This is a genomic window from Achromobacter sp. 77 (assembly GCF_020541125.1).
In the GTDB taxonomy this organism is placed as follows: domain Bacteria; phylum Pseudomonadota; class Gammaproteobacteria; order Burkholderiales; family Burkholderiaceae_B; genus Achromobacter; species Achromobacter mucicolens.
The window spans coordinates 4,944,812-4,966,119 of the sequence record NZ_CP059848.1 but is presented as its reverse complement, the minus strand read 5'-3'; the positions used below and the strand labels follow the sequence as shown (position 1 = coordinate 4,966,119).

The 21,308-nt window shown below is 66.0% G+C and carries 18 protein-coding genes and 1 tRNA gene; 10 read left to right on the top strand and 9 right to left on the bottom strand.

The genetic code is table 11. The features are described 5' to 3' along the window. Positions 1-6: 6 nt before the first annotated feature. The 3 genes from H4P35_RS22965 to H4P35_RS22955 all read right to left on the bottom strand — a co-directional run bounded on the left by H4P35_RS22965 (position 7) and on the right by H4P35_RS22955 (position 2,823). Positions 7-984: a TRAP transporter substrate-binding protein gene (locus tag H4P35_RS22965; protein WP_056325330.1), complete on the bottom strand. Its 978-nt coding sequence runs from the start codon at positions 982-984 to the stop codon at positions 7-9. 112 nt (positions 985-1,096) lie between these two features. Continuing rightward, the gene (locus tag H4P35_RS22960; RefSeq protein WP_226847123.1) at positions 1,097-1,975 is read right to left on the bottom strand and encodes an SMP-30/gluconolactonase/LRE family protein; all 879 of its coding nucleotides are present in this window, start codon (positions 1,973-1,975) and stop codon (positions 1,097-1,099) included. An 8-nt stretch (positions 1,976-1,983) separates the two neighbouring features. Next, positions 1,984-2,823 (bottom strand): NAD(P)-dependent oxidoreductase, encoded by an 840-nt coding sequence (locus tag H4P35_RS22955; RefSeq protein WP_226847122.1) that lies wholly within the window; start codon positions 2,821-2,823, stop codon positions 1,984-1,986. A 129-nt stretch (positions 2,824-2,952) separates the two neighbouring features. Between H4P35_RS22955 and H4P35_RS22950 the strand changes: the two genes are divergently transcribed. The 3 genes from H4P35_RS22950 (at position 2,953) to H4P35_RS22940 (ending at position 6,888) form a co-directional block, all read left to right on the top strand. Then, positions 2,953-3,681: a FadR/GntR family transcriptional regulator gene (locus tag H4P35_RS22950; protein ID WP_056325338.1), complete on the top strand. Its 729-nt coding sequence runs from the start codon at positions 2,953-2,955 to the stop codon at positions 3,679-3,681. Between the two features lie 201 nt (positions 3,682-3,882). After that, positions 3,883-5,778, top strand: a complete 1,896-nt coding sequence (locus tag H4P35_RS22945; RefSeq protein ID WP_226847121.1) for an LTA synthase family protein — start codon at positions 3,883-3,885, stop codon at positions 5,776-5,778. A gap of 150 nt (positions 5,779-5,928) precedes the next feature. Beyond that, positions 5,929-6,888, top strand: a complete 960-nt coding sequence (locus H4P35_RS22940; protein ID WP_370638987.1) for an acyltransferase — start codon at positions 5,929-5,931, stop codon at positions 6,886-6,888. Between the two features lie 22 nt (positions 6,889-6,910). Here the strand turns inward: H4P35_RS22940 and fahA are convergent, their stop codons facing one another. Beyond that, positions 6,911-8,227, bottom strand: a complete 1,317-nt coding sequence (gene fahA, locus H4P35_RS22935) for a fumarylacetoacetase (protein ID WP_226847119.1) — start codon at positions 8,225-8,227, stop codon at positions 6,911-6,913. A gap of 136 nt (positions 8,228-8,363) precedes the next feature. Beyond that, positions 8,364-9,662 carry a homogentisate 1,2-dioxygenase gene (gene hmgA / locus H4P35_RS22930; protein WP_226847118.1) on the bottom strand — a complete coding sequence of 433 codons (1,299 nt, stop codon included), beginning with the start codon at positions 9,660-9,662 and terminating at the stop codon, positions 8,364-8,366. Between the two features lie 166 nt (positions 9,663-9,828). Between hmgA and H4P35_RS22925 the strand changes: the two genes are divergently transcribed. Beyond that, entirely contained in the window at positions 9,829-10,737 is a 909-nt protein-coding gene (locus H4P35_RS22925; RefSeq protein WP_062840005.1) for a LysR family transcriptional regulator, read from the top strand. A gap of 41 nt (positions 10,738-10,778) precedes the next feature. On the opposite strand, the gene H4P35_RS22920 is transcribed toward H4P35_RS22925, so the two are convergent. The 4 genes from H4P35_RS22920 to mutM form a co-directional block, all read right to left on the bottom strand. Continuing rightward, entirely contained in the window at positions 10,779-10,979 is a 201-nt protein-coding gene (locus tag H4P35_RS22920) for a DUF2783 domain-containing protein (RefSeq protein ID WP_276558003.1), read from the bottom strand. 17 nt (positions 10,980-10,996) lie between these two features. After that, entirely contained in the window at positions 10,997-12,676 is a 1,680-nt protein-coding gene (locus tag H4P35_RS22915; RefSeq protein WP_226847117.1) for an FAD-dependent oxidoreductase, read from the bottom strand. A gap of 100 nt (positions 12,677-12,776) precedes the next feature. After that, positions 12,777-13,730, bottom strand: coding sequence for an MBL fold metallo-hydrolase (locus H4P35_RS22910; RefSeq protein WP_063953853.1), 954 nt, complete (start codon positions 13,728-13,730; stop codon positions 12,777-12,779). A gap of 140 nt (positions 13,731-13,870) precedes the next feature. Continuing rightward, positions 13,871-14,698, bottom strand: coding sequence for a bifunctional DNA-formamidopyrimidine glycosylase/DNA-(apurinic or apyrimidinic site) lyase (mutM, locus tag H4P35_RS22905; RefSeq protein ID WP_062840008.1), 828 nt, complete (start codon positions 14,696-14,698; stop codon positions 13,871-13,873). Between mutM and H4P35_RS22900 the strand changes: the two genes are divergently transcribed. The 6 genes from H4P35_RS22900 to H4P35_RS22875 all read left to right on the top strand — a co-directional run bounded on the left by H4P35_RS22900 (position 14,697) and on the right by H4P35_RS22875 (position 21,303). Then, positions 14,697-16,583: a lipopolysaccharide assembly protein LapB gene (locus H4P35_RS22900; RefSeq protein WP_180097798.1), complete on the top strand. Its 1,887-nt coding sequence runs from the start codon at positions 14,697-14,699 to the stop codon at positions 16,581-16,583. The genes mutM and H4P35_RS22900 overlap by 2 nt on opposite strands. Continuing rightward, positions 16,580-17,182, top strand: a complete 603-nt coding sequence (lolB, locus tag H4P35_RS22895) for a lipoprotein insertase outer membrane protein LolB (RefSeq protein ID WP_152382587.1) — start codon at positions 16,580-16,582, stop codon at positions 17,180-17,182. Before H4P35_RS22900 ends, lolB begins: the two co-directional genes overlap by 4 nt. A gap of 233 nt (positions 17,183-17,415) precedes the next feature. After that, a complete protein-coding gene (locus H4P35_RS22890) occupies positions 17,416-19,014 on the top strand; it encodes a methyl-accepting chemotaxis protein (RefSeq protein ID WP_062840011.1) in 1,599 nt (532 codons plus the stop codon). A 129-nt stretch (positions 19,015-19,143) separates the two neighbouring features. After that, positions 19,144-20,100, top strand: coding sequence for a 4-(cytidine 5'-diphospho)-2-C-methyl-D-erythritol kinase (gene ispE / locus H4P35_RS22885; protein ID WP_226847116.1), 957 nt, complete (start codon positions 19,144-19,146; stop codon positions 20,098-20,100). Position 20,101: 1 nt separating this feature from the next. Further along, positions 20,102-20,178, top strand: a tRNA-Gln gene (locus H4P35_RS22880). Positions 20,179-20,352: 174 nt separating this feature from the next. Beyond that, on the top strand, positions 20,353-21,303 hold the full coding sequence (locus H4P35_RS22875; RefSeq protein ID WP_056325372.1) for a ribose-phosphate pyrophosphokinase: 951 nt from the start codon (positions 20,353-20,355) through the stop codon (positions 21,301-21,303). Positions 21,304-21,308 lie beyond the last annotated feature (5 nt).

The following is a 21,308-nucleotide window of genomic DNA, read 5'->3' as shown; positions in this document are numbered from 1 at the left end:
ATGTCCTCACTGCACGGCCTGGATCTTGGCGACCAGGTCCTTCATTTCAGGCGTGGTGACGAAGCGTTCGTACACCGGCTTCATCGCGCCCTGGAACGAGGGTTTGTCGACCTGCGAGATCTGCGAGCCCGCCTTCTCGACCACCGCGCGCGACTTCTGCTCGCGCTCGTCCCACAGCTTGCGCATGTAAGGCACCGATTCGCGCGCCGCTTCGCGCAGGATCTTCTGGTCGTCGGGCGGCAGCTTGTCCCACTGGCGCTTGGAGAAGATCAGGATCTCGGGCGTCATCGTGTGCTCGGTCAGCGAATAGAACTTGGCGACCTCGTAGTGATGCGCGCTTTCGTAGCTGGGGAAGTTGTTCTCGGCCGCATCGACCAGCCCGGTCTTGAGCGACGTGTACACCTCGCCCATCGGCATCGGCGTGGCGTTGCCGCCCATCGCCTCGACCATCGCCACGGACAGGTCCGACTGCTGCACGCGGATCTTCAGGCCCTTGGCGTCGGCCAGCGTCTTGATCGGCTTCTTGGTCGTGTACATCGAGCGCGAACCGCTGTCGTACCAGGCCAGGCCCACGAAGCCGGCTCCCTCGCACGAGCGCAGGATCTGATCGCCGATCTCGCTGTCCAGCACCTTGTGCAGATGCTCCTTGGAACGGAACAGGAACGGCAGCGACGGCACGCGGGTGGTCTGGCAGATGTTGTGCATCGCCGCGCTCGACACGCGGGCCATGGCCAGCGCGCCCAGTTTCACCTGTTCGATCGAATCGTCTTCGTTGCCAAGCGCGCCGCCAGAGAACACCTTCACGGTGATGCGGCCGTTGGTCCGTTGCTTGACCAGATCGCCGAAGTGGCGCACGGCCTGCACAGTGGGGTAGTCGTCGGGATGGATGTCCGCGGAGCGCAGCTCGGCGGCGTGAGTGGCGGGAATCAGCGTCAGCAAGGCGGCCGCGGCCAGAACGGCGCGGCTCAGGTGAGGGTGCAGCATGTCTACCTCCGGATGGGGTACGGCGTTTCGTTGAGGGCCGGGACGGCCCCGAAGCTCTTTGATATGCACTGACCTGCTCGGGGTGGGCGCAAAGGGGCGCGCCCGTCGGGTGCTAACCGGCGCTGGCGGTTTCCTCCAGACCCTGCACGCCGGGGTGCAGGGCGAACACGGCGCCGTCCATCGCGCCGGGTGCGGCATTGCCCGGGCGGATCGACGTCACGAAAAGCGTGTCCATGCGGGAGCCGCCGAAGGCGCACATGGCGACCTTGGCGGCGGGCACGTCCAGGGTGCGGTCCAGCCGGCCGTCGGGGGTGTAGCGATACACCTTGCCGGCGTCGTTGCCGCAAATCCAGTAGCAGCCCGCCGCGTCCACCGCGGCGCCGTCGGGACGGCCGGCGGGCAGGGCGTCAATGAAGACGCGGCGGTTGGCCGGCACACCCGTCTCGGTGTCGTAGTCGAACGCCCACACGGTGGCGCGCGAGGGGTGCGAATCGGACAGGTACATCGTCCGGCCCTGCGGGCTGAACGCCAGTCCATTGGGCACGATCAGGCCGTCGAGCAGGACGGTCACGCCGCGCGCGTCATGCCGGTACAGCGCGCCGGCGGGCGAGGCCAGGGCCATGTCCATGACCATGGTGCCGGCCAGAAACCGGCCTTGCCGGTCGCAGCGGCCGTCGTTGAACCGCATGCCGGGCGCGGCATGGGCAACGGATGCGAGCGGGCGCGCAGCGCAGGCCTGGCCTTCACGCAGTGCGTCGCAAGCATAAAAACCATCTTCCAACGCCAGCAGCCAGCCGTCCCCCCGCATGGCGATGCTGCCCGCCATCTGCGGCAGCGCCCACTGCGCGAATGCGCCGGTCTCCGGCGTCCAGCGCCAAAGGGTCTTGCCGGGAATGTCGGTCCAGTAGAACGCCTGGTCGGCCCGGCGCCAGATTGGGCTTTCTCCGACGCCGCACAACACAGTTCCCAGACGTTCGGCGGTGGTGGACATGGGAGGCTTCAGGCGTTCGGGAAACGGAAGGGGCCGGCCTTGACGAAGGCGCCGCCCTGATACCGCGCGGCGGGGTCGTCCGCGGCCAGCGCGGGCTGCGCTTCGACCTTCGCGCGGAAGGGTTCCGACGAATCCTTGGGCGCAAAGCCCAGCACCGCCGCGCCGCTGTTGTCCCACCAGCTGTCGCGGTTGGCCGATGCGCCATACACAATGAGGTGGCCGACGTCCGGCGTGAACAGCGCGCGGACGACGAGGTCGGTCAGGTCGTCATGGCTGAGCCAGGTGACCAGCATGCGCCGGTCCTTGGGTTCGGGAAACGACGAGCCGATGCGCAGGCACACGGTCTGGATGCCGTAGCGGTCGTAATAGAAGCGGGAGAGGTTTTCGCCATAGGCCTTGCTCAGGCCGTAATAGCCGTCGGGCCGCAGGGGCACGTCCGCGTCCAGCGTCTGGCCCTGCTCGTAGAAGCCGATGACGTGGTTGGAACTGGCGAACACCACGCGCTGCACGCCATGCAGGCGGGCGGCTTCGTAGACGTTGTAGACGCCCTGGATGTTGGCGGGAAGGATTTCCTCGAACGGGCGCTCCACCGAGACACCGCCCAGATGCACGATGGCGTCCACGCCGCGCACCAGTTCCGACACGGCGGCGGCGTCGGCCAGGTTGCAGGGCACGACTTCCTCGCCGGGCTGCGCCGGCGCCATGGCGGCCACGTCCGACACGCGCAGGATGTCCGCATGGGCTTTCAATCGGGGACGCAGAACCAGACCCAGGTTGCCGGCGGCGCCGGTCAATAACAAACGATGACACCGGGAAGATGCAGGCATGTTGTTGACAGCTCGGCTCATGACGCAACGCTCTGTGAATGGCGCGGTGGAGTGGACTTGTCTGGTACGTTATCGTACAACTGTCGCGAAGTATAATGATCGCCATTTTCCAGCGTCAAGCGCTGCGCAACCGTCTTCGGATAATCCCTGATGAACGCTCCTGTCGATACCCCTGTCCTGCCGCAGCGTCGTCCCCGCAACCTGGCGCAAGGCCTGGTCGAGAACATTTCCGAACGCATCCGCAGCGGCGAAATCCGTCCCGGCGACAAGCTTCCCACCGAATCGGCCATCATGCGTCAGTTCGGCGTCAGCCGCACGGTCGTGCGCGAGGCGCTGTCGCGGTTGCAGGCCTCGGGCCTTGTTGAAACGCATCACGGTGTGGGCACGTATGCGCTGGAACCGAGCGGGGGCGGCGATTTCCGCGTGGACCCGGCTGACATCGCCACCGTGCGCGACGTGCTGGTCCTGCTGGAACTGCGTATCTGCCTGGAAAGTGAGGCCGCGGGCCTGGCGGCCATCCGCCGCAGCGAAGACCAGTTGCAGGCGATGCGGCGGGCGCTCGATGCCTTCAAGCTGGCGCTGGACAGCGGCGGCGACACCATCACGCCGGATTTCCAGTTCCATCTGCTGGTGGCCCAGTCCACCGACAATCGCTACTTCGCGGACCTCATGGCGCATCTGGGGTCCGCCATCATTCCCCGCACCCGCATCAACTCGGCCAAGTTTGCCCACGAAGACCGCGCAGCGTATCTGGCGCGCGTGAATCTCGAGCACGAAGATATCTACAGCGCGATCACGCGACAGGACCCCGAAGCCGCGCGCGCGGCCATGCGCACGCACCTGAGCAACAGCCGCGAGCGCCTGCGCCGGGCGCAGTAGCGCGATCGTGGCCTTGGTGCGGCAAGTGTGATGTCGTACAACGTTTGAACAGCACGGGCGGCCGTCGATAAATCCAAAACCGCGTTACTCTTGGCGCGGTTATTTTTTTGATCATCGAAACGGCATGGTTTTGCGCGGCACACACGGCAGTACGCATTCTTCATGGGGGCAGGCATTGCCCCACGCGCGCGAGGGGCTGGCATGCGTCGCCTGACTCTTCGATTCATCATTGCCGTCCTGGCGCTCCTGACGTTGTCGCGTTTGGGGCTGGCCTTCTGGATGTGGGACCGCGTCGAAGCGGCCGGAGGCCTCGGCCCGCTTCTCTTTGGCGGACTGCGCATCGACGTGTGCCTCTTGTCGATGGTGATCGCGCTGCCGGCGGTGTTTTCGCCGTGGTTCGGTCACCGGCCGCTTGCCGTGCGCATCACCGCCTGGTGGTTCCGCGTCTGGTGGATGCTGTATGTGCTGCTGGAGGTATCGACCCCGCAGTTCATCGCCGAATACGACACGCGGCCCAACCGCCTCTACTTCATCTACCTGCTCAATCCGAAGGAAGTGGGCTCGATGCTGTGGCAGGGCTACAAGGGCGTGCTGCTTGCCGCGTTCGTGGTGCTGGTCCTTGCGGCGTGGCTGGCGATCAAGTTCTTCCCGACGCGCTCGCGCGATTCCTTCATGGCGTGGTGGAAGCGGCCCATCGCGTCCTTCGTGATCCTGGCGCTGGTGTTCCTGGGCGCGCGCGGCACGCTGGAACACCGCCCCATCAATCCGGCCAAGGTGGCGTTCAGCTCGGACGCCATGGTGAACGCGCTGGCGCTCAATTCGCTCTACAGCGTGTTCGATGCGGCGTACCGCATGCGGGACGAGCGCTCGTCGGCCGCGATGTATCCCAAGATGGCCGTGGACGAGATGAACGCCATCGTGCGCGAGAAGGCCGGCATGACCGGCGCGCCCATGGACCCCAAGCTGCCCAGCCTGCATGAACAGAAGGCGACCGTGCGGCGGGACAAGCCGCTGAACGTGGTGATCATCCTGCAGGAAAGCCTGGGCGCGCAATACGTCGGCAGCCTGGGCGGGCGCGACCTCACCCCGAACATCGACCGGTTGGGCAAGGAAGGCTGGATGTTCCACCGCGCCTACGCCACCGGCACGCGCTCGGTGCGCGGCATCGAAGCCGTGACGGCGGGGTTTTTGCCCAGCGTGGCCGACGCCGTGGTCAAGCTGCCGCGTTCGCAGACAGGCTTTTTCACGCTGGCGCAGTTGCTGGGCAAGCATGGCTATCACTCGCGCTTCGTGTACGGCGGCGAGTCCCACTTCGACAACATGCGCGCCTTCTTCCTGGGCAACGGCTTTGACGAGATCGTGGACCGGCCCAAGTTCGTCGACCCCGTGTTCGAAGGATCGTGGGGCGCTTCGGACGAAGACATGTTCAATCAGGTCGACCGCCTGCTGCGCGCCGATGGCGACAAGCCGGTGTTCACGCTGGCGTTCTCGGTGACCAACCATTCGCCCTGGGAATATCCGTCCGGGCGCATCCAGCCCGTGGGCGATCCGGCCACGGTGGACAACACGGTGCGCTATGCAGACTGGGCGCTGGGCCAGTTCTTTGAGAAGGCGCGCAAGGCCCCGTATTGGGACAACACGGTCTTCCTTGTCATTGCCGACCACGATTCGCGCGTGTACGGGTCCATTCCCGTGCCGGTGCGGCATTTTCAGATTCCCGCGCTGATCCTGGGCGCGGGCATTTCGCCGCGGCAGGACGATCGCCTGGTCAGCCAGATCGACATGGCCCCGACGCTGCTGTCGTTGATCGGCCTGGACAACGTGAACCCCATGCTGGGCGTGGACCTGACGCAGCGCGATCCCGACCGCGCGATGATGCAGTACGCGGACAACTTCGGTTATCTGAAGGGCGATCAGCTGCTGGTGCTGGAGCCCGCCAAGGCGCCCCGGCAGTTCAGCTACAAGGCGGCGCCGGTGGGGCAGGATGAAACGTACGCGCCGGTCGAGCCTGCGGACCCGGCCTTGACCGAGGAGGCGCTGGCGCACGCGCTGTGGGCAAGCTGGGCATACCGCGAAGAGAAGTACCGCCTGCCTTGATCCTACTCAAGCCTCATTCCGCGGGCCGATAGCACACTGGCGGCCATGACAACGCCGAACCCCTCCACGGGAGCCTCCCGCGCCGCATCCCCGGCGCTTTCGCACGCCCAACCCGCGGCGCCGCAATCGCGGCGCCGCCTGGCCATCCCCGTGCCACGCGGCCGGCTGGCGTGGATAACCGGCGTGCTCAGCACCCTCTGGCTGGCCATCAACACGCTGTTCTGGTGCCTGCTGCTGTTCCCGGTCTCGCTGCTGAAGCTGGCGTTGCCGTTTGCCGCGGTCAGGCGGCGCATCGATCCCATTCTCAACGGCATCGCCACGGCGTGGGTATCGTGCAATACGGGCTGGTTCATGCGCATCCAGCCCCAAGCCTGGGATATTCAGGGCAATCAGGGCCTGCGCTATGCGGACTGGTATCTGGTCAATTGCAACCATCAGTCGTGGGTCGACATCTTCGTGCTGCAGTACGCGCTTAACCGGCGCATCCCGCTGCTCAAGTTCTTCCTCAAGCAGCAGCTCATCTACGTTCCGGTCATCGGACTGGCGTGGTGGGCGCTGGACTTTCCCTTCATGAAGCGGCACGGCAAGGCGGCCCTGCGCAAGAACCCGGATCTGGGGCGCCAGGACCAGGAAGCCGCGCGCCGCGCCTGCGCCAAGTTTTCGCTGGTGCCCACCAGTGTGATGGTATTTGCCGAAGGCACGCGTTTCAGCCCAGCCAAGCGCGCGGCGCAGGGTTCCCCGTACCGGCATCTGCTCAAGCCCAAGGCGGGAGGGCTGGCGGTGTCGTTGAATGCGATGGGCGCGCGCTTCCGTTCGATGATCGACGCAACCATTGCCTATCCGGACGGCGTGCCCAGCTTCTGGGACTTTGCCTGCGGACGCGCAGGCCGGGTGGTGGTGCGCATGCGGCAGTTGCCGGTGCCGCCGGCTTTCTGCGAAGCCGATTACTCGCGCGACAAGGCATTTCGCACCACGTTCCACCAATGGCTCGGCCAGCAGTGGCAGGCCAAGGACGACGAGATCGAGGCGCTGGTCGCGCGGCCAGGATCGCCTGCCGCCGGACGGCCGGCCCCCGGATCGCCGGCCGCCGCAAACCCTTCCTCTAGCTAGCGGGTTTGCGGCGGGCGCAGGCTTAGATGCGCGCGGGCAGCACGACGCCCGAGCATTCCCCGAAGCCGATGCGCGGATAACCCGCCTTCACGCATTCGGCGCGGATGATGATCTGGTCGCCGTCCTGCAGGAACGTGCGCTTCTCGCCCCACGGCAGTTCGATTGGCGCCTTGCCGCCATTGCTCAATTCCAGCAGCGAACCTGCTTCCGCCGGGCGCGGGCCGGACAGCGTGCCGGTGCCCAGCATGTCGCCCGGTTGCAGATTGCAGCCGTTGACCGTGTGATGCGTGATGAGCTGGGCCACGTTCCAGTACGCATCGCGGAAGTTGCTGCTGGACAGCTGCACCGGCGGCGTGCTTGCGGCGCGGGATTGCTCGGTGGTCATCAGCACTTGCATCTGCACGTCATAGGCGCCCTTGGCGCGGTTGGCGTCCGACGACAGGTACGGCATCGGCTGGGGTTCGCCCGCGCCGCGGTTCCATTGCGTGCGGAACGGCTCCAGCGCTTCCATCGTGACGATCCACGGCGAGATCGTCGACGCGAAGTTCTTGGACAGGAAGGGGCCGAGCGGCTGGTATTCCCAAGCCTGGATGTCGCGCGCCGACCAGTCGTTCAGGATGCACAGGCCGAACACGTGCGAATCGGCATCGGCCAGTTCGATGCGTTCACCCTGGGCGTTGCCCGTGCCCACGAAAATCCCCAGTTCCAGTTCGTAGTCCAGGCGCGCGCAGGGGCCGAACTGCGGCGTTTCGCCTTCGTTGGCGGGGCGGGTCTGGCCGACGGGACGCGGGAATTTCTGATTCACGCCGATGCTGGAGGCGCGGCCGTGATAGCCGATGGGCACCCACTTGTAGTTCGGCAGCAGGGGATTGTCGGGGCGGAACTGCTTGCCCACGGCGGTGGCGTGATGCACCGAGATATAGAAGTCGGTGTAGTCGCCGATGCGGGCGGGCGTGGTGTATTCGGCGTCCGCTTGCGCGACCAGCAGCGGCTCCACGGTGGCGCGCAGGGCGGCGCCTTCGCGCAGCGCGCGCGACAGGGCCAGGCGCAGCGCGCTCCAGTGCGATTGGCCCAGGGCCATCAACGCATTCAGGCTGTCGGTGGCGCAGGCGGCCAGGGCTTCAGCGGCCAGGCCTTCGAACGGCTGCTTGCCGGCCAGCGCGGCCAGGTCCAGGATCTGGTCGCCGATGGCCACGCCGGGCCGGAAGGATTCTTGCGTGCCCTTGCGGCGGAAAGCGCCGTAGGGCAGGTTCTGCACGGGGAAATCCGACGTGTCCGAATTGGCGCTGGCGACCCAGCTCTTCAAGGACGGGTCGTGGGTTTCGTTGATGGTGGTCATGGCTGCGTGTCTCGGTCAGTGTGGTTATGGGAGCCGGCCGGGCGCACGGGCCTGCCGCGCGCCGGATGCATGAAACGCCAAACGGCGATGCGCTCTTCGCGCATCGCCGCCGGCAACGAAGGCTGACGCGGTCGCGTCACGCCTTCTTGGGATCGAAGTGCTTTGCGATGCCCTGCCAGCACCGGTAGTAATCGCCCTGCAATTCTACCGACGCCAGCGCCTGCTCCGTCGGGCGGATCACGCGGCGGGTCTCGAACATGAACGCCATCGTGTCGCGGATGTAATGCGCCTTGCTGGTGTCCGCATGCGAGGCCTTCTCGAACGTCTCGGCATCGGGGCCGTGGCCGCTCATGCAGTTGTGCAGGCTGGCGCCGCCCGGCGCGAAGCCATCGGCCTTGGCGTCGTACACGCCCTGGATCAGGCCCATGAATTCGCTGGCGATGTTGCGGTGGAACCAGGGCGGACGGAACGTGTTCTCCATGGCCAGGATGCGCGGCGGGAAGATCGCGAAGTCCATGTTGGCCGTGCCCGGGGTGTCCGACGGCGCCGTCAGCACCGTGAAGATTGACGGATCCGGATGGTCGAAGCTGATCGAACCGACGGTGTTGAAGTTGCGCAGGTCGTATTTGTAGGGGGCGTGCGTGCCATGCCAGGCCACCACGTTCAGCGGCGAGTGGTCGATCGAGGCGCGCCAGAAGCCGCCCGTGAACTTGGCGATCAGTTCAAAGTCGCCGTCCACGTCTTCGTACCAAGCCACGGGCGTCTTGAAGTCGCGCGCATTGGCCAGACAGTTCGAGCCGATCGGGCCCAGTTCCGGCAGACGCAGCGCCGCGCCAAAGTTCTCGAGCATGTAGCCGCGCGCCGTGCCGTCCAGCAGCTCCACGCGGAACCGCACGCCGCGCGGAATGACGGCAATTTCCAGCGGTTCCAGGTCGATCAGCCCCAGTTCGGTGGCCAGGCGCAGCCGGCCCTCTTGCGGCACCAGCAGCAGTTCGCCGTCGGCGTTGTAGAAGTAACGGCCCTGCATCGAGCGGTTGGCCGCGTACAGATGGATGCCCACGCCGCCCTGTTCGTCGGGGCCGCCATTGCCGCCCCACGTCTTCACGCCTTCCAGGAAATCCGTGGGCGCGTCCGGAATCGGCATCGGGCTCCAGCGCAGCTGGTTCGGCGTGACCGGGCGGTGGCCGAACGTGCTCAGCCAGCCGGTGGCGCCGTCGAAGGCTTCAAAAGGCTTGTGCTGCGCGCCCGGACGGATCCGGTACAGCCACGAGCGGCGGTTCTCGGCGCGGGGCGCGGTGAAGGCCGTGCCGGACAGCTGCTCGGCGTACAGGCCGTAGGGACATTGCTGCGGCGAATTGCGGCCGATGGGCAGGGCGCCGGGCAAGGCCTCGGTGGCGCAATCGTTGCCGAAGCCGGTCTGGTATTGCAGTTCCATGGAATCCTCCTGGGGCGGCGGGCGCGGTGCTTGGCCGCGCGGCTTGGTGTGGTGGCCGGCGCGGGCGTTGCCCCAGCCGATGTGCCATTGTCGGAAAAAATCCCTGTTGCGGCTACGGGAATGCAAAAATAGCGACTATAAATTTTGTGAATAGTAGGGAGGCCAAATGGCCGAGTTGCGCGACGTGGATTTGAACCTGTTGCTGCTGTTTCAACACCTGCTCGAAGACCGCAACCTGTCGGCGGTGGCGCGGCGCATGGATCTGTCGCAGCCGGCGGTCAGCAATGCCCTGCGGCGCCTGCGCACGGCGTTCGGCGACGAACTCTTTGTGCGCACGGCGCAGGGCATGCTGCCCACGCCTCGGGCCCAGCGGCTGGCTGGGCCCGTCAGCGAAGCGCTAGGCCTGCTGTCGCAGGCGTTGCAGGACCAGGATGTGTTCGATGCGGCCACCAGCAACCGGCGCTTTCGCGTGGCCATGACGGATGTCGGCGAAATCCACTTCATGCCGCGCCTCATGGAGGTCTGTGTCCAGAAGGCGCCCCAGGTCCGGATCGACTCCGTGCGCGTGCTGGGCCCCGACCTGCCGCGCGAGATGGAGTCGGGCCGGGTGGACCTGGCGATCGGGGCGTTCGATGAAATGGGGGCGGGCACGTTGCAGCGGATGCTGTTTCGCCAGGGCTACGCCACGCTCTTTCGCCAGGCGCATCCCACCGCGCATGCGGGCATGGGGATCAAGGCGTTTCGCGCAGAGCGTCACCTCATCGTGTCGCGCGCGGCGCCCTATGGGCAGGTCAACCAGTCGATGGAGCGGGCGGGGGTGGATCTGGCCGAGCATTTCAGCGTGCCGCATTTTTCCGCGGTGCCCTACATCGTCAGCGCCACCGACCTCTTGGCGACCGTGCCGGAAAAGCTGGCGGCCAGCGCCGCTGCGCCGTTTGGCTTGCGCTTCATGACGCCGCCGCTCAAGGTGCCGGCGCTGCAAACCAACATGTACTGGCAGCGCCGGGTGGACCGCGACGGCGGCAATCAGTGGCTGCGCGCCCTGATCGTCAACACCTTCGCGGTCGGTTCCTAGCGGCCCGCGTGGCGCCGCGCCGTGATGGCGGGGCCGGCCTCTCAGGCCGGCTGCGTCACGGAAGCGCGTGCGTGATGCAAGGCTTCCTTCAGCAGGGCCATATCGCCCAGGTGGTTCGCCAAGAGCAGGATCAGCGCCGCATTCAGCTCCTGGCTCTGCTCGTTGGACAGGTCGCGGTGGGCGTCGATCAGCGCTTCGTAGAAGTCGTCCGGCGCGGCGAGATTGGTGTCGGTGATAAGCATGGGGATAACCTCTGAAATCACGCGCGGCCTGTCGCGCGATGAACGGCGGCGGCGACGGCGTCGGATTCGAAGGCGCGCCAGCGCGCGGCGATGTGCTGATCGGGGCGGATCAGGTAGGCGGTGCCCGCCTGCGCGTCGTAGCGTTTGGCCAGGCAGCCGTCGCTGTCCCGCACCACGGCCACCTCGGCGGGCAGCGCGGCCACGTCGCACTGCGCATCGGCCACCAGTACGGCCTTGACGGGCACCGGCGCCATGCGCAGCGCCTGCAACGCCGCCAGCGTTTCGCGGGCGGGCAGCGCAGCGCCGCAGAACACCGCCAGCACGAACTCGCCATCCAGCTGCGACAACCACCAGCCCGGTTCGCCTTGCCTTTGCACCGGCGCATCCAGCGCCACCGCGCCCGGCACCATGCGGCCGGTGAAGGCGTCGGCGTCCGGCGTGTTCAGCGGCGATCCGGCATAGGTGGCCGGCAGCGACAGGCGGCCGCTATTCACCAGCGACCGCGCGAACGGATGGTCCTTTGCCAGGTTGAGCACCGCATTGCGGAAGCTGCGGCTGATCTCGCTCTTGGGCGTGATGAAGTCGGTGGCGCGCGACGAGTTCAGGATGTTCTCGTCGGCGGCGAACTCGCGTTCGGCGCTGTAGCTGTCGATCAGCGTGTCGGGCGCAAGCCCCGCCAGCACCAGCTTGAGCTTCCAGGCCAGGTTCTCGGCGTCCTGCACGCCGCTGTTGGCGCCGCGCGCGCCGAACGGCGACACGCGATGCGCGGCGTCGCCCGCGAAGACGATACGGCCGTGGCGGAACTTGTCCATGCGCTCGCACGCAAAGGTGTAGACGCTGACCCATTCCAGGTCGAACTGCGCGTCCGGCCCGAGCAGCGCCCGGATGCGGGGCAGCACGTTCTCCGGCTTGACGGCTTCGACGGGGTCCGCATTCCAGCCCAGCTGGAAGTCGATGCGCCAGACATTGTCGGGCTGCCGGTGCAGCAGCACCGATTGGTTGGGGTGAAAGGGCGGGTCGAACCAGAACCAGCGCTCGGACGGGAAATCCGCCGTCATCTTGACGTCGGCAATCAGGAACCGGTCGCGGAAGATGCGGCCGTGGCTTTCCTGGCCGATGAGCTTGCGCACGGGCGAGCGCGCGCCGTCGCAGGCGATCAGCCAATCGGCATGCAGCGAGTACGGGCCTTCCGGCGTTTCCACGGTCAGCGTCACGCCATCGTCGCCTTGCATGACGCCGGCGACCTTGTTCTTCCAGCGCAGCTCGATGTTGGGCTGCTGGCGGGCCGCTTCGTACAGATAGCCTTCGGCGTAGTACTGCTGCAGGTTGATGAACGCCGGACGCCGGTGGCCGGGCTCGGGCAGCAGGTCAAAACGCCACACTTCCTGCTCGCGGAAAAACACCTTACCCACGTTCCACGACACGCCCTTGTCGATCATGCGCTGGCCCACGCCCAGGCGGTCCCAGATTTCCAGCGTGCGCTTGGAAAAGCAGATGGCGCGCGATCCGGTGGACAGCCGGTAGTCGTCGTCCAGCACCACCACGTGCACGCCTTGACGCGCCAGGTCCAGCGCCGTGGTCAGGCCAACGGGGCCGGCGCCCACCACCACGACCTGATGGCGCGCCAGGTTGGCCGCCGTCTGGTCCGCGTGCTTTTCATAGGCGAACTCCATCGCCTGAAAGTCGATGTCTCCCACGGTTGTCTCCTGTGTGGGTCATTTTCTAGTTATGCGGACACGCTGCGCCGCAAGGGGTCGCGCGTGTCCGGTTCTTGCTTGTCGAGGCAGGGTGGGGGGATCAGCCTTCCAGCTGCGCCCACATTTCCAGGTCGCGCTTGTCGGTCCAGATGCGCGGGTGCGTGTAGCCCGTGGCTTCGTCGTAGGCGCGCGACACGTCGAACGGCATGCAGTGGTCGAAGATCACCCAGTCGCTGTAGCGCGGCTTCATGAAGTCGTAGACCTCGCGGTAGATCGTCTTCAGGTCCTTGCCTTCGGCCACGCCGCGGTTCACGGCGCCGTACAGGTCCGTCAGGAAGGCGCGCGTGCCGGCTAGGCCCTGGCGCACTTCGGTGGCGTTCTTGAGGGCGGGGCCGCGGCCCGGGACCATCTTTTCGGCTTCAAAGCCCGCCAGCGCGTCCAGCGTGGTGGGCCAATCGCGGAAGTAGGCGTCGCCGCAGTAGGGCGTGGACTGGTATTCGACCAGGTCGCCGGCGAACAGGATCTTCTGTTCGGGCAGCCAGGCAATGGTGTCGCCCTTGGTGTGGCCGCGGCCGACCTGCAGCAGCTTGACTTCCAGGTTGCCCAGGTTGACCGTCATCTCGCCCTTGAACGTCATGGTCGGCCAGACCAGGCCCGGCGGAATCGACTCGGCGTTGCGGAACAGGCGCGGAAAACGGCCGATCTCGCTGGCCTTGTCCTGCTCGCCGCGTTCGGCGATCAGGTCGTAGGTATCGCGGCTGGCCAGGATTTCCTGGGCGTTGTAGGCCGAGGCGCCGAACACGCGCACGGCGTGATAGTGCGACAGCAGGATGTACTTGATGGGCTTGTCCGTCACCTCGCGGATGCGGCGGATCACGTCTTCGGCCATCACCGGCGTGGCTTGGGTGTCGATCACCATGACGGCCTCGTCGCCGATGATCACGCCCGTGTTGGGGTCGCCTTCGGCCGTGTAGGCATAGGCGTTGTCGGACAGCTTTTCGAACGAGACGACCTTGTCGTCCAGGTCCGCGTGCGAGGCGAATTGCTTGCTCATGGAGGCTCCTTCCACTTTTCTAGGAATAGGGTGTGTGGAAGGAAATATAGTCCCGCGTTAGTTTTCGTGCAATACGTTTGCTATAAACGAATTCCCGGGTTGTAACGGCGATTTCGCCATGCGCGTCGTCACGTCGCCCATCAGTTCCGTTGGCATTTTGGGCAGTAGTAAGTCGCGCGCTGGCCCTGGACAAAGCGGCGGATCGGCGTGCCGCAGACCCGGCAGGGCAGCCCTTCGCGCTCGTACACGGCCGCGTGAATCTCGAAGTAGGCGCCCGGTTCGCCGCTGGCGCCCACGTAGTCGCGCAGGGTGCTGCCGCCGGAGGTGAGGGCGTCGGCCAGCGTGGCCCGCACCATGTCGGCCAGGCGCTCGCAACGGGCCAGCGACAGCTTGTTGGCCGGCGTCTTCGGGTTGATGCGCGCGCGAAAGAGGCTTTCCGACGCATAGATGTTGCCCACCCCCACGACCGCCATGCCGGCCAGCAGCACCTGCTTGACGGCGGCGCCGTGGTTCTTGAAGTGCCGGTGCAGCCAGGCGCCGTCAAAGCGCGGGTCGAAGGGTTCGATGCCCAGCTTGGCCAGCAGCGGGTGGGCTTCGAGGGGGCCGTCGGCGTCGTCGTGCCACAGCACGGCGCCGAATCGGCGCGGATCGTGCAGGCGCAGGACCGCGCCATCGAAGATCCATTCGACATGGTCGTGCTTGCGCAGGAATTCACCGGGCGCCACGCTGCGCAGGGAGCCCGACATGCCCAGATGCACGATCTGGGTGCCATGTTCGAAGCGCAGGAGCAGGTACTTGCCGCGCCGCGCGCATTCCAGCACGGTGCGTCCGCCGATCAGGGACGGCAGCTCCGGCGGGATGGGCCAACGCATGCGGGGTTCGTGAACGACCAGTCGCGATAGCGTCTGGCCGGTGATGATGGCGTCGATTCCTCGGCGCGTGGTTTCGACTTCAGGCAGTTCCGGCATGAGCCAGTGTAAGATCATCAATTGCGTGTACGAAGATTGTGCCATCAACCGGACGGGCCGCGTGAAGTCGTCTTTTAAACAAATGAATATCGGGATCGCCGCGTTGGGGCTTGCGCTGGCAGCAATCATGGCCCCGCCGGCCCAGGCCGCCGACGGCCGGACGCGTGACGCGACGGGTCCACGGATGGCTCCCCAGAACCGCCAGCCTGAAACCGAAGTCATCCGCCTGCGCCCAGGTCAATTGCCTTACGTGTCGCTGACCGGCGATATCTTCTACCGCGTACTGGCTTCCGAGATCGCCGCCCAACGGGGCATGTACGGCACCGCCGCCACCACCATGGTCGGTCTGGCCCGCGACACCGGCGATCCCCGCCTTGCCCGCCGCGGCCTCGAGTTCCAGCTTGCCGGGGGCAATCTGCCCGGAGCGCTGGATGCCGCCCGCGTCTGGGCCCGTCTGGCCCCCAACGACATCGAAGCCAGCTCCACCGAACTGGCGCTGGCCGCCGCCAATGGCCAGACCAAGGGCCTGGCCCAAGCGCTGCGCAAACGCATCGATTCCTCGCGCGACAAGCCGGCCGCCATCGGCCAGGCGCTTGCCGTGCTCAGCCGCCTGAACGACCGCCGCCTTGCGCTGCGCATCCTGGACGAATCCCTGAGCGACAGCGTGCGCAAGCTGCCCGCCGCGCACCTTGCGCTGGCCGACGTGGCTTCCGCCGCCGGCGACTACGAGCGCGCTGCCCAGGAATCGCGCGCCGCGCTGGCCGCCGACCCCAAATCCGAAGGCGCCGCCCAGCGCGTGCTGGAGTACGGCTCCAAAGTCGATCCCAAGCGCGCGCAGACCGAGGCCCGCGCCTTCATCAACCGCAATCCCGGCGCGCGCAAGGTCCGCCTGATGCTGGCCGGCCAACTGGCCGACAGCGGCGACTACGACGCCGCCCTGGCCGAGCTGCAGGCCATGTCGCGCCGCTCGCCCGAGGATTTCGACCTGCTCTTCATGCAGGCCCAATTGGCCTACAAGTCCGGACAACTCGCGCAGGCCAAGACCCTGCTGCAGCAGTATCTGGACGTCCAGAACCAGCGCCAGCGGGCCACGGTGCCCGGCGCCACTGACGCCGGGGCGGCTGCCGCCGATGCGCACGTGCTGCTCGCGCGCATCGCCGAAGACCAGGGCCGCTACGACGAAGCCATCGCCGAACTCGGCCGTATCGACGACCCCACGCTGCGCTATTCCGTGCGCATGCGCCAGGCCGCGCTGCGCGCCAAGAGCGGCCGCGTGGACGAGGCGCTGGCCATGATCGACTCGGCCGGCCCGCAGGACGAAGAAGAACGCGCCCTGGGCTCGCTGACCAAGGCGCAGATCCTGCGCGATGCCGACCGCATCGGTCAGGCGGTCGCTGCCCTGGAAGCCGCGGACCAGGCGCTGCCGGACACGGTCGAGATCAAATACGAACTGGCGATGCTGTACGAACGCCAGAACCGTCTGGCCGACCTGGAGCGCATGCTGCGCCAGGTCATCGCCCTGGATCCGGACCATGCCCACGCGTACAACGCGCTGGGCTACACGCTGGCCGACCACAACCAGCGCCTGCCCGAAGCCCTCGATCTCATCACGCAGGCACTGGAGCTCTCGCCCAACGATCCGTTCATCCTCGATAGCATGGGCTGGGTCAAGTTCCGCATGGGCGACACCATTGCGGCGGCGGACTACCTGCGCCGCGCCTACAGTGTGCGTCCCGAAGCCGACATCGCGGCCCATCTGGCCGAGGTGCTTTGGGCGCAGGGCAAGCGCGATCAGGCCACGGACCTGCTGCGCGCCGCCTTGCAGAAGGATCCCAAGAACAAGACGGTCCAGGACGTCGTGAAGCGTCTGGGGGTCAATCTGTGACGGCAGTCTTTGCAGGATTTCGCGGCGCGGCGTCCGGCCTGCGCTGGGTGGCGCTGGCGCTGCTTGCCTTCACGCTTGCCGCCTGCACGTCCTTGCCCAAGCCCATTGAAGGGGCCGGCGACGACGCGTTCTCGCGCATTGGCCGCTTTGCCATCACCGTCAACGAAGAAGGCGGCAAGCAGAATGCCGTGCAGGGCGGCTTCTCGTGGTCCGACGATGGGCGCCGCTATGTGCTGGACCTGACCAACCCGCTGGGATCGACCGAAGCCCGCGTGGAAGGCCGCCCCGGCGCTGCCAGCCTCACCAAGGCCGACGGCACCCGCCTTGTCGCCGACAACCCCGATGCGCTCGCCGAGGACGCCCTGGGCAGCAGCATGCCCGTGTCGGGCTTGCGCGACTGGCTGCGCGGCAAGCTGGCGGCAGATCCGCAGGCCTCTGACGTCAAGCGCGACGAATTGGGCCGCCCCATCGCCTTCGAGCAGGGCGGCTGGCGCGCCAACCTCTCCCGCTACGACGAAAAAGGGCCCCAGCTTCTCGTCCTGGAGCGTCTGGAGCCGGGCCGCCGGATCCTCGTTCGGCTGGTCGTCAATCAATCGTGATCCCGTGCGGCCTCATGGCCGCACGGCGCATCCAGCGTCACTGAATACGGGTTAACCCCTATCACACCCCCGGATTTCCAATCAAGCGAATAAGCGCCGCAAAACGGGGCGTGTTACCGCTTGAAATATATTGCCTTGACTGAATAATTCTCCCTGCCTTAGCGCGAGGTACTTACGCGCAGCAGCAATCGGGGTCGACGCGAGTCTGCCGCCCACCCTTTTGGAGAATGGCCATGTTCAGGAACACCCGCATCGCGACGGTGCTATTGGGAATCATCGCGATCTTTTTCACCTTCCAGCTGGTGATCGGCGCAATGGGCTTTGCCGCCCTGCGCCAAACCAACCAGGATGTCGCGCAGCTCTATCGCCTGTCGCAGCAGCAGGTCAACGCGGTGAACGCCGCTTCGCTGTCGCTGGTCGCGGCCCGTACCGACCTCAGCCGCTACGCCACCCGCGTCGCGCAAGGCAACACCGACGACAAGACTTCGCTCGTCGCGGCGCGCCAGCGCATCGTGTCGGCCGACCGCGCCTTCCAGGGCTTTTCCAGCGGCCTGACCGCCGAGGAAAAAGCGGAATCGGCCGCCATCATCGACGCCTACACCAAGCTCAGCACCAACCTGCAGAACGTGGGCCGCGTCCTTGAAGCGGGCGACATGGAGGCCTACTTCAAGCAAGGCACGCAGTCGGTGCAAGAGCGCCTGGTGAGTGAGCGCGATGCGTTCATCCAGCGCGCCGAGGCCACCGGCCAGGCGGTCATGGACGAAATCTCCATGTTCAACTCGCTCTTCACCGGGCTGCTCGCCGGTATTCTGGCGCTGGGCCTGCTGGTGGCCGTGGGCGCCCACGTGCTGATCCGCCGCATGATCGTGCGTCCGCTGGTCGAGGCCGGCGAGGTCTTTCGCCGCATCGCCGAAGGCGACCTGACGCGCCGCGTCGCCGACTTCGGCAAAAACGAAATCGGCGCGCTGCTCAGTGCGCTCAAGGGCATGCAGGACAGCCTGGTGCGCACCGTGTCGGCCGTGCGCCGCGGCGTCGACGAAATCAACGTCGGCGCGCGCGAGATCTCCTCGGGCAACACCGATCTTTCCAGCCGCACCGAAGAGCAGGCCGCCTCGCTCGAGGAAACCGCGGCCAGCATGGAAGAGCTGGCCACCACCGTGAAGCAGAACGCCGACACCGCGCGTGAAGCCAACCGCATGGTCGCCGCGTCCGAGGCCGTCGCGCAGCGCGGCGGGCAAGCTGTCTCCAGCGTGGTCGAAACGATGCGCGCCATTTCGGGCAGCTCGTCGCGCATCGCCGACATCGTGGGCGTGATCGATGGCATCGCATTCCAGACCAATATCCTGGCGCTCAACGCGGCGGTGGAAGCCGCACGCGCGGGCGAGCAGGGCAAGGGCTTTGCCGTCGTCGCCAGCGAAGTGCGCACGCTGGCGCAACGCAGCGCCGCGGCCGCCAAGGAAATCAAGCAGCTCATCGAGGACTCCGCGCAGAAGGTCGGGGTGGGATCGGAGCAGGTTGAAAACGCAGGCGCCACGATGCGCGAGATCGTCGAGTCCGTGCAGCGCGTGACCAGCTTGATGGCCGAGATCTCGGCCGCTTCCGAAGAGCAGGCCACCGGCATCGACCAGGTCAACCGCGCCGTGTCGCAGATGGATAGCGTGACGCAGCAAAACGCCGCGCTCGTCGAAGAGGCGGCCGCCGCGGCCGGCGCGCTGGAAGAGCAGGCTCGCCAGCTGGCCGGCGCCGTGTCGGTCTTCAAGCTGCCCGACGGTCAGGTCATCGACGCGCCCGCAGCCAGGCTGGGCGCCAGCATGACGCCGCAACTCGCGTAACGTCACCTCGCAGTTCCGCCATCAGCGCGTGTCCGCACGCGTTCGGCGCACGGGCCGGCCCGCCAGTTTTCCTGGCGCGCCGGCCCGTCTCGCTAGAATGACGGAATCCTTTCGCACCGGTTGTCTTTCGTGACTCTCTACGACGTTCCCGCTCCCGCCAAGCTGAATCTCTTTCTGCACGTCGTGGGCCGCCGCGCCGACGGCTATCACCTGCTGCAGACCGTGTTCCGCTTCATCGATCTGTGCGACACGCTGCACTTCGAGGTGCGCGCCGATGGCATCATCAGCCGCGCCACCGACCTGCCGGGCGTCGCGGAAGATGAGGACCTCACCGTGCGCGCCGCGCGCGCGCTGCAAAAGGCGACGGGCACGCGCCAGGGCGCGCAGATCAGCCTTGAAAAACGCATCCCGCAAGGCGGCGGCCTGGGCGGCGGCTCCAGCGATGCTGCATCAGTCCTGATCGCATTGAACCGGTTGTGGAACACGGGACTGTCGCGTCAGGAACTCATGGCGCTGGCGCTGCCGCTGGGCGCGGACGTGCCCGTCTTCGTCTTCGGTCAGTCGGCATTCGCGCAGGGAATTGGCGAAGATCTCACGGCCGTGACGCTGCCCGACCGCGCCTATCTGGTGGCGCAACCGGATGCCAGCGTGCCGACTGTTGGCATTTTTTCCGCGCCCGATTTGACAAGGGATTCTTCTTACATCACAATAGCGGACTTTCTTGCTTCGCAAACATTTTTGCCTAGCGAATCCAGCGGTAAATTTGCCAGCGGTGAATTTGCCAAAGGATGCGCGCTTTACGGAAGAAATGATTTGGAGCCGGTGGTCTACCGTCTTTATCCTGAAGTACTTGGGGCATCGCGGTGGCTTGCTGAACGGGGTTTCCCTGTTCGCATGTCGGGATCAGGCGCATGTTTATTCGCCGAATTTTCCGAAACATCGCAGGCCGTTTTGGCAGAACAAGAAATAACCGCTATAATGCGCGGCGCTGATAAAACATTCAGCCAAACGCATCCACGGTTTCGGTTAGTGCAGGCATGTACTGGATTAGCTGAACATCCGTTGCGGAATTGGATTGCAAGATAGTTGGGGAGTCGCCAAGCTGGTTAAGGCACCGGATTTTGATTCCGGCATGCGAAGGTTCGAATCCTTCCTCCCCAGCCAACCGAATACATAAAAAAGCTGTTGAACACGCCTGTAAGACACTGGCCCGGGTTCAGCAGCTTTTTTATTTTCCGGATTCGCTGGTGCAAGTTGATTGTGCTGCACTAGGTCTCACCCGCAGGTACCACCCCGCATCACTCGTTAGTGTCTCAAACGACCATCGCATCATCCATCATGGCAAACGATAGCTTCATGATTTTCACGGGCACCGCCAACACTCGGCTGGCCGTGGACGTAGTCAACCACCTCGATATGTCCCTGGGAAAGATGACCGTCGGTCGTTTTTCGGACGGCGAGGTGATGGTCGAGATCAACGAGAATGTGCGCGGCAAGGACGTCTTCGTCCTGCAGCCCACCTGTGCGCCCACCAACGACAACCTGATGGAAATCATGGTGATGGTCGATGCCCTGCGCCGCGCGTCGGCCGGCCGCATCACCGCCGCGATTCCCTACTTCGGCTATGCCCGCCAGGACCGCCGTCCGCGTTCGGCGCGTGTGGCCATCTCGGCCAAGGTCGTGGCCAACATGCTGCAGGTCGCTGGCGTTGACCGCGTCCTGACCATGGACCTGCACGCCGACCAGATCCAGGGTTTCTTCGACATTCCCGTGGACAACATCTACGCCGGTCCGATCCTGCTGGGCGACATCTGGCGCCGCAATTTCTCGAACCTGGTCGTGGTGTCTCCGGACATCGGCGGCGTGGTTCGCGCCCGTGCACTGGCCAAGCAGCTCGAAGCCGATCTGGCCATCATCGACAAGCGCCGTCCGCGCGCCAACGTGTCGGAAGTGATGAACATCATCGGTGAAGTCGACGGCCGCACCTGCATCATCATGGACGACATGGTCGACACCGCCGGCACGCTGTGCAAGGCGGCCCAGGCCCTGAAAGACCGCGGCGCCGGCGCCGTTTACGCCTATTGCACGCACCCCGTGCTGTCGGGCGGCGCCATCGACCGCATCGAAGCGTCGGAACTCGACGAACTCGTCGTCACCGACACCATTCCGCTCTCCGAGCAAGGCCAAGCCAGCAGCAAGATCCGCCAGCTGTCGTGCGCCGCGCTGCTGGGCGAGACCATCCTGCGTATTTCCAACGCCGAATCGGTCAGCTCGCTGTTTGTCGATTGACGCGT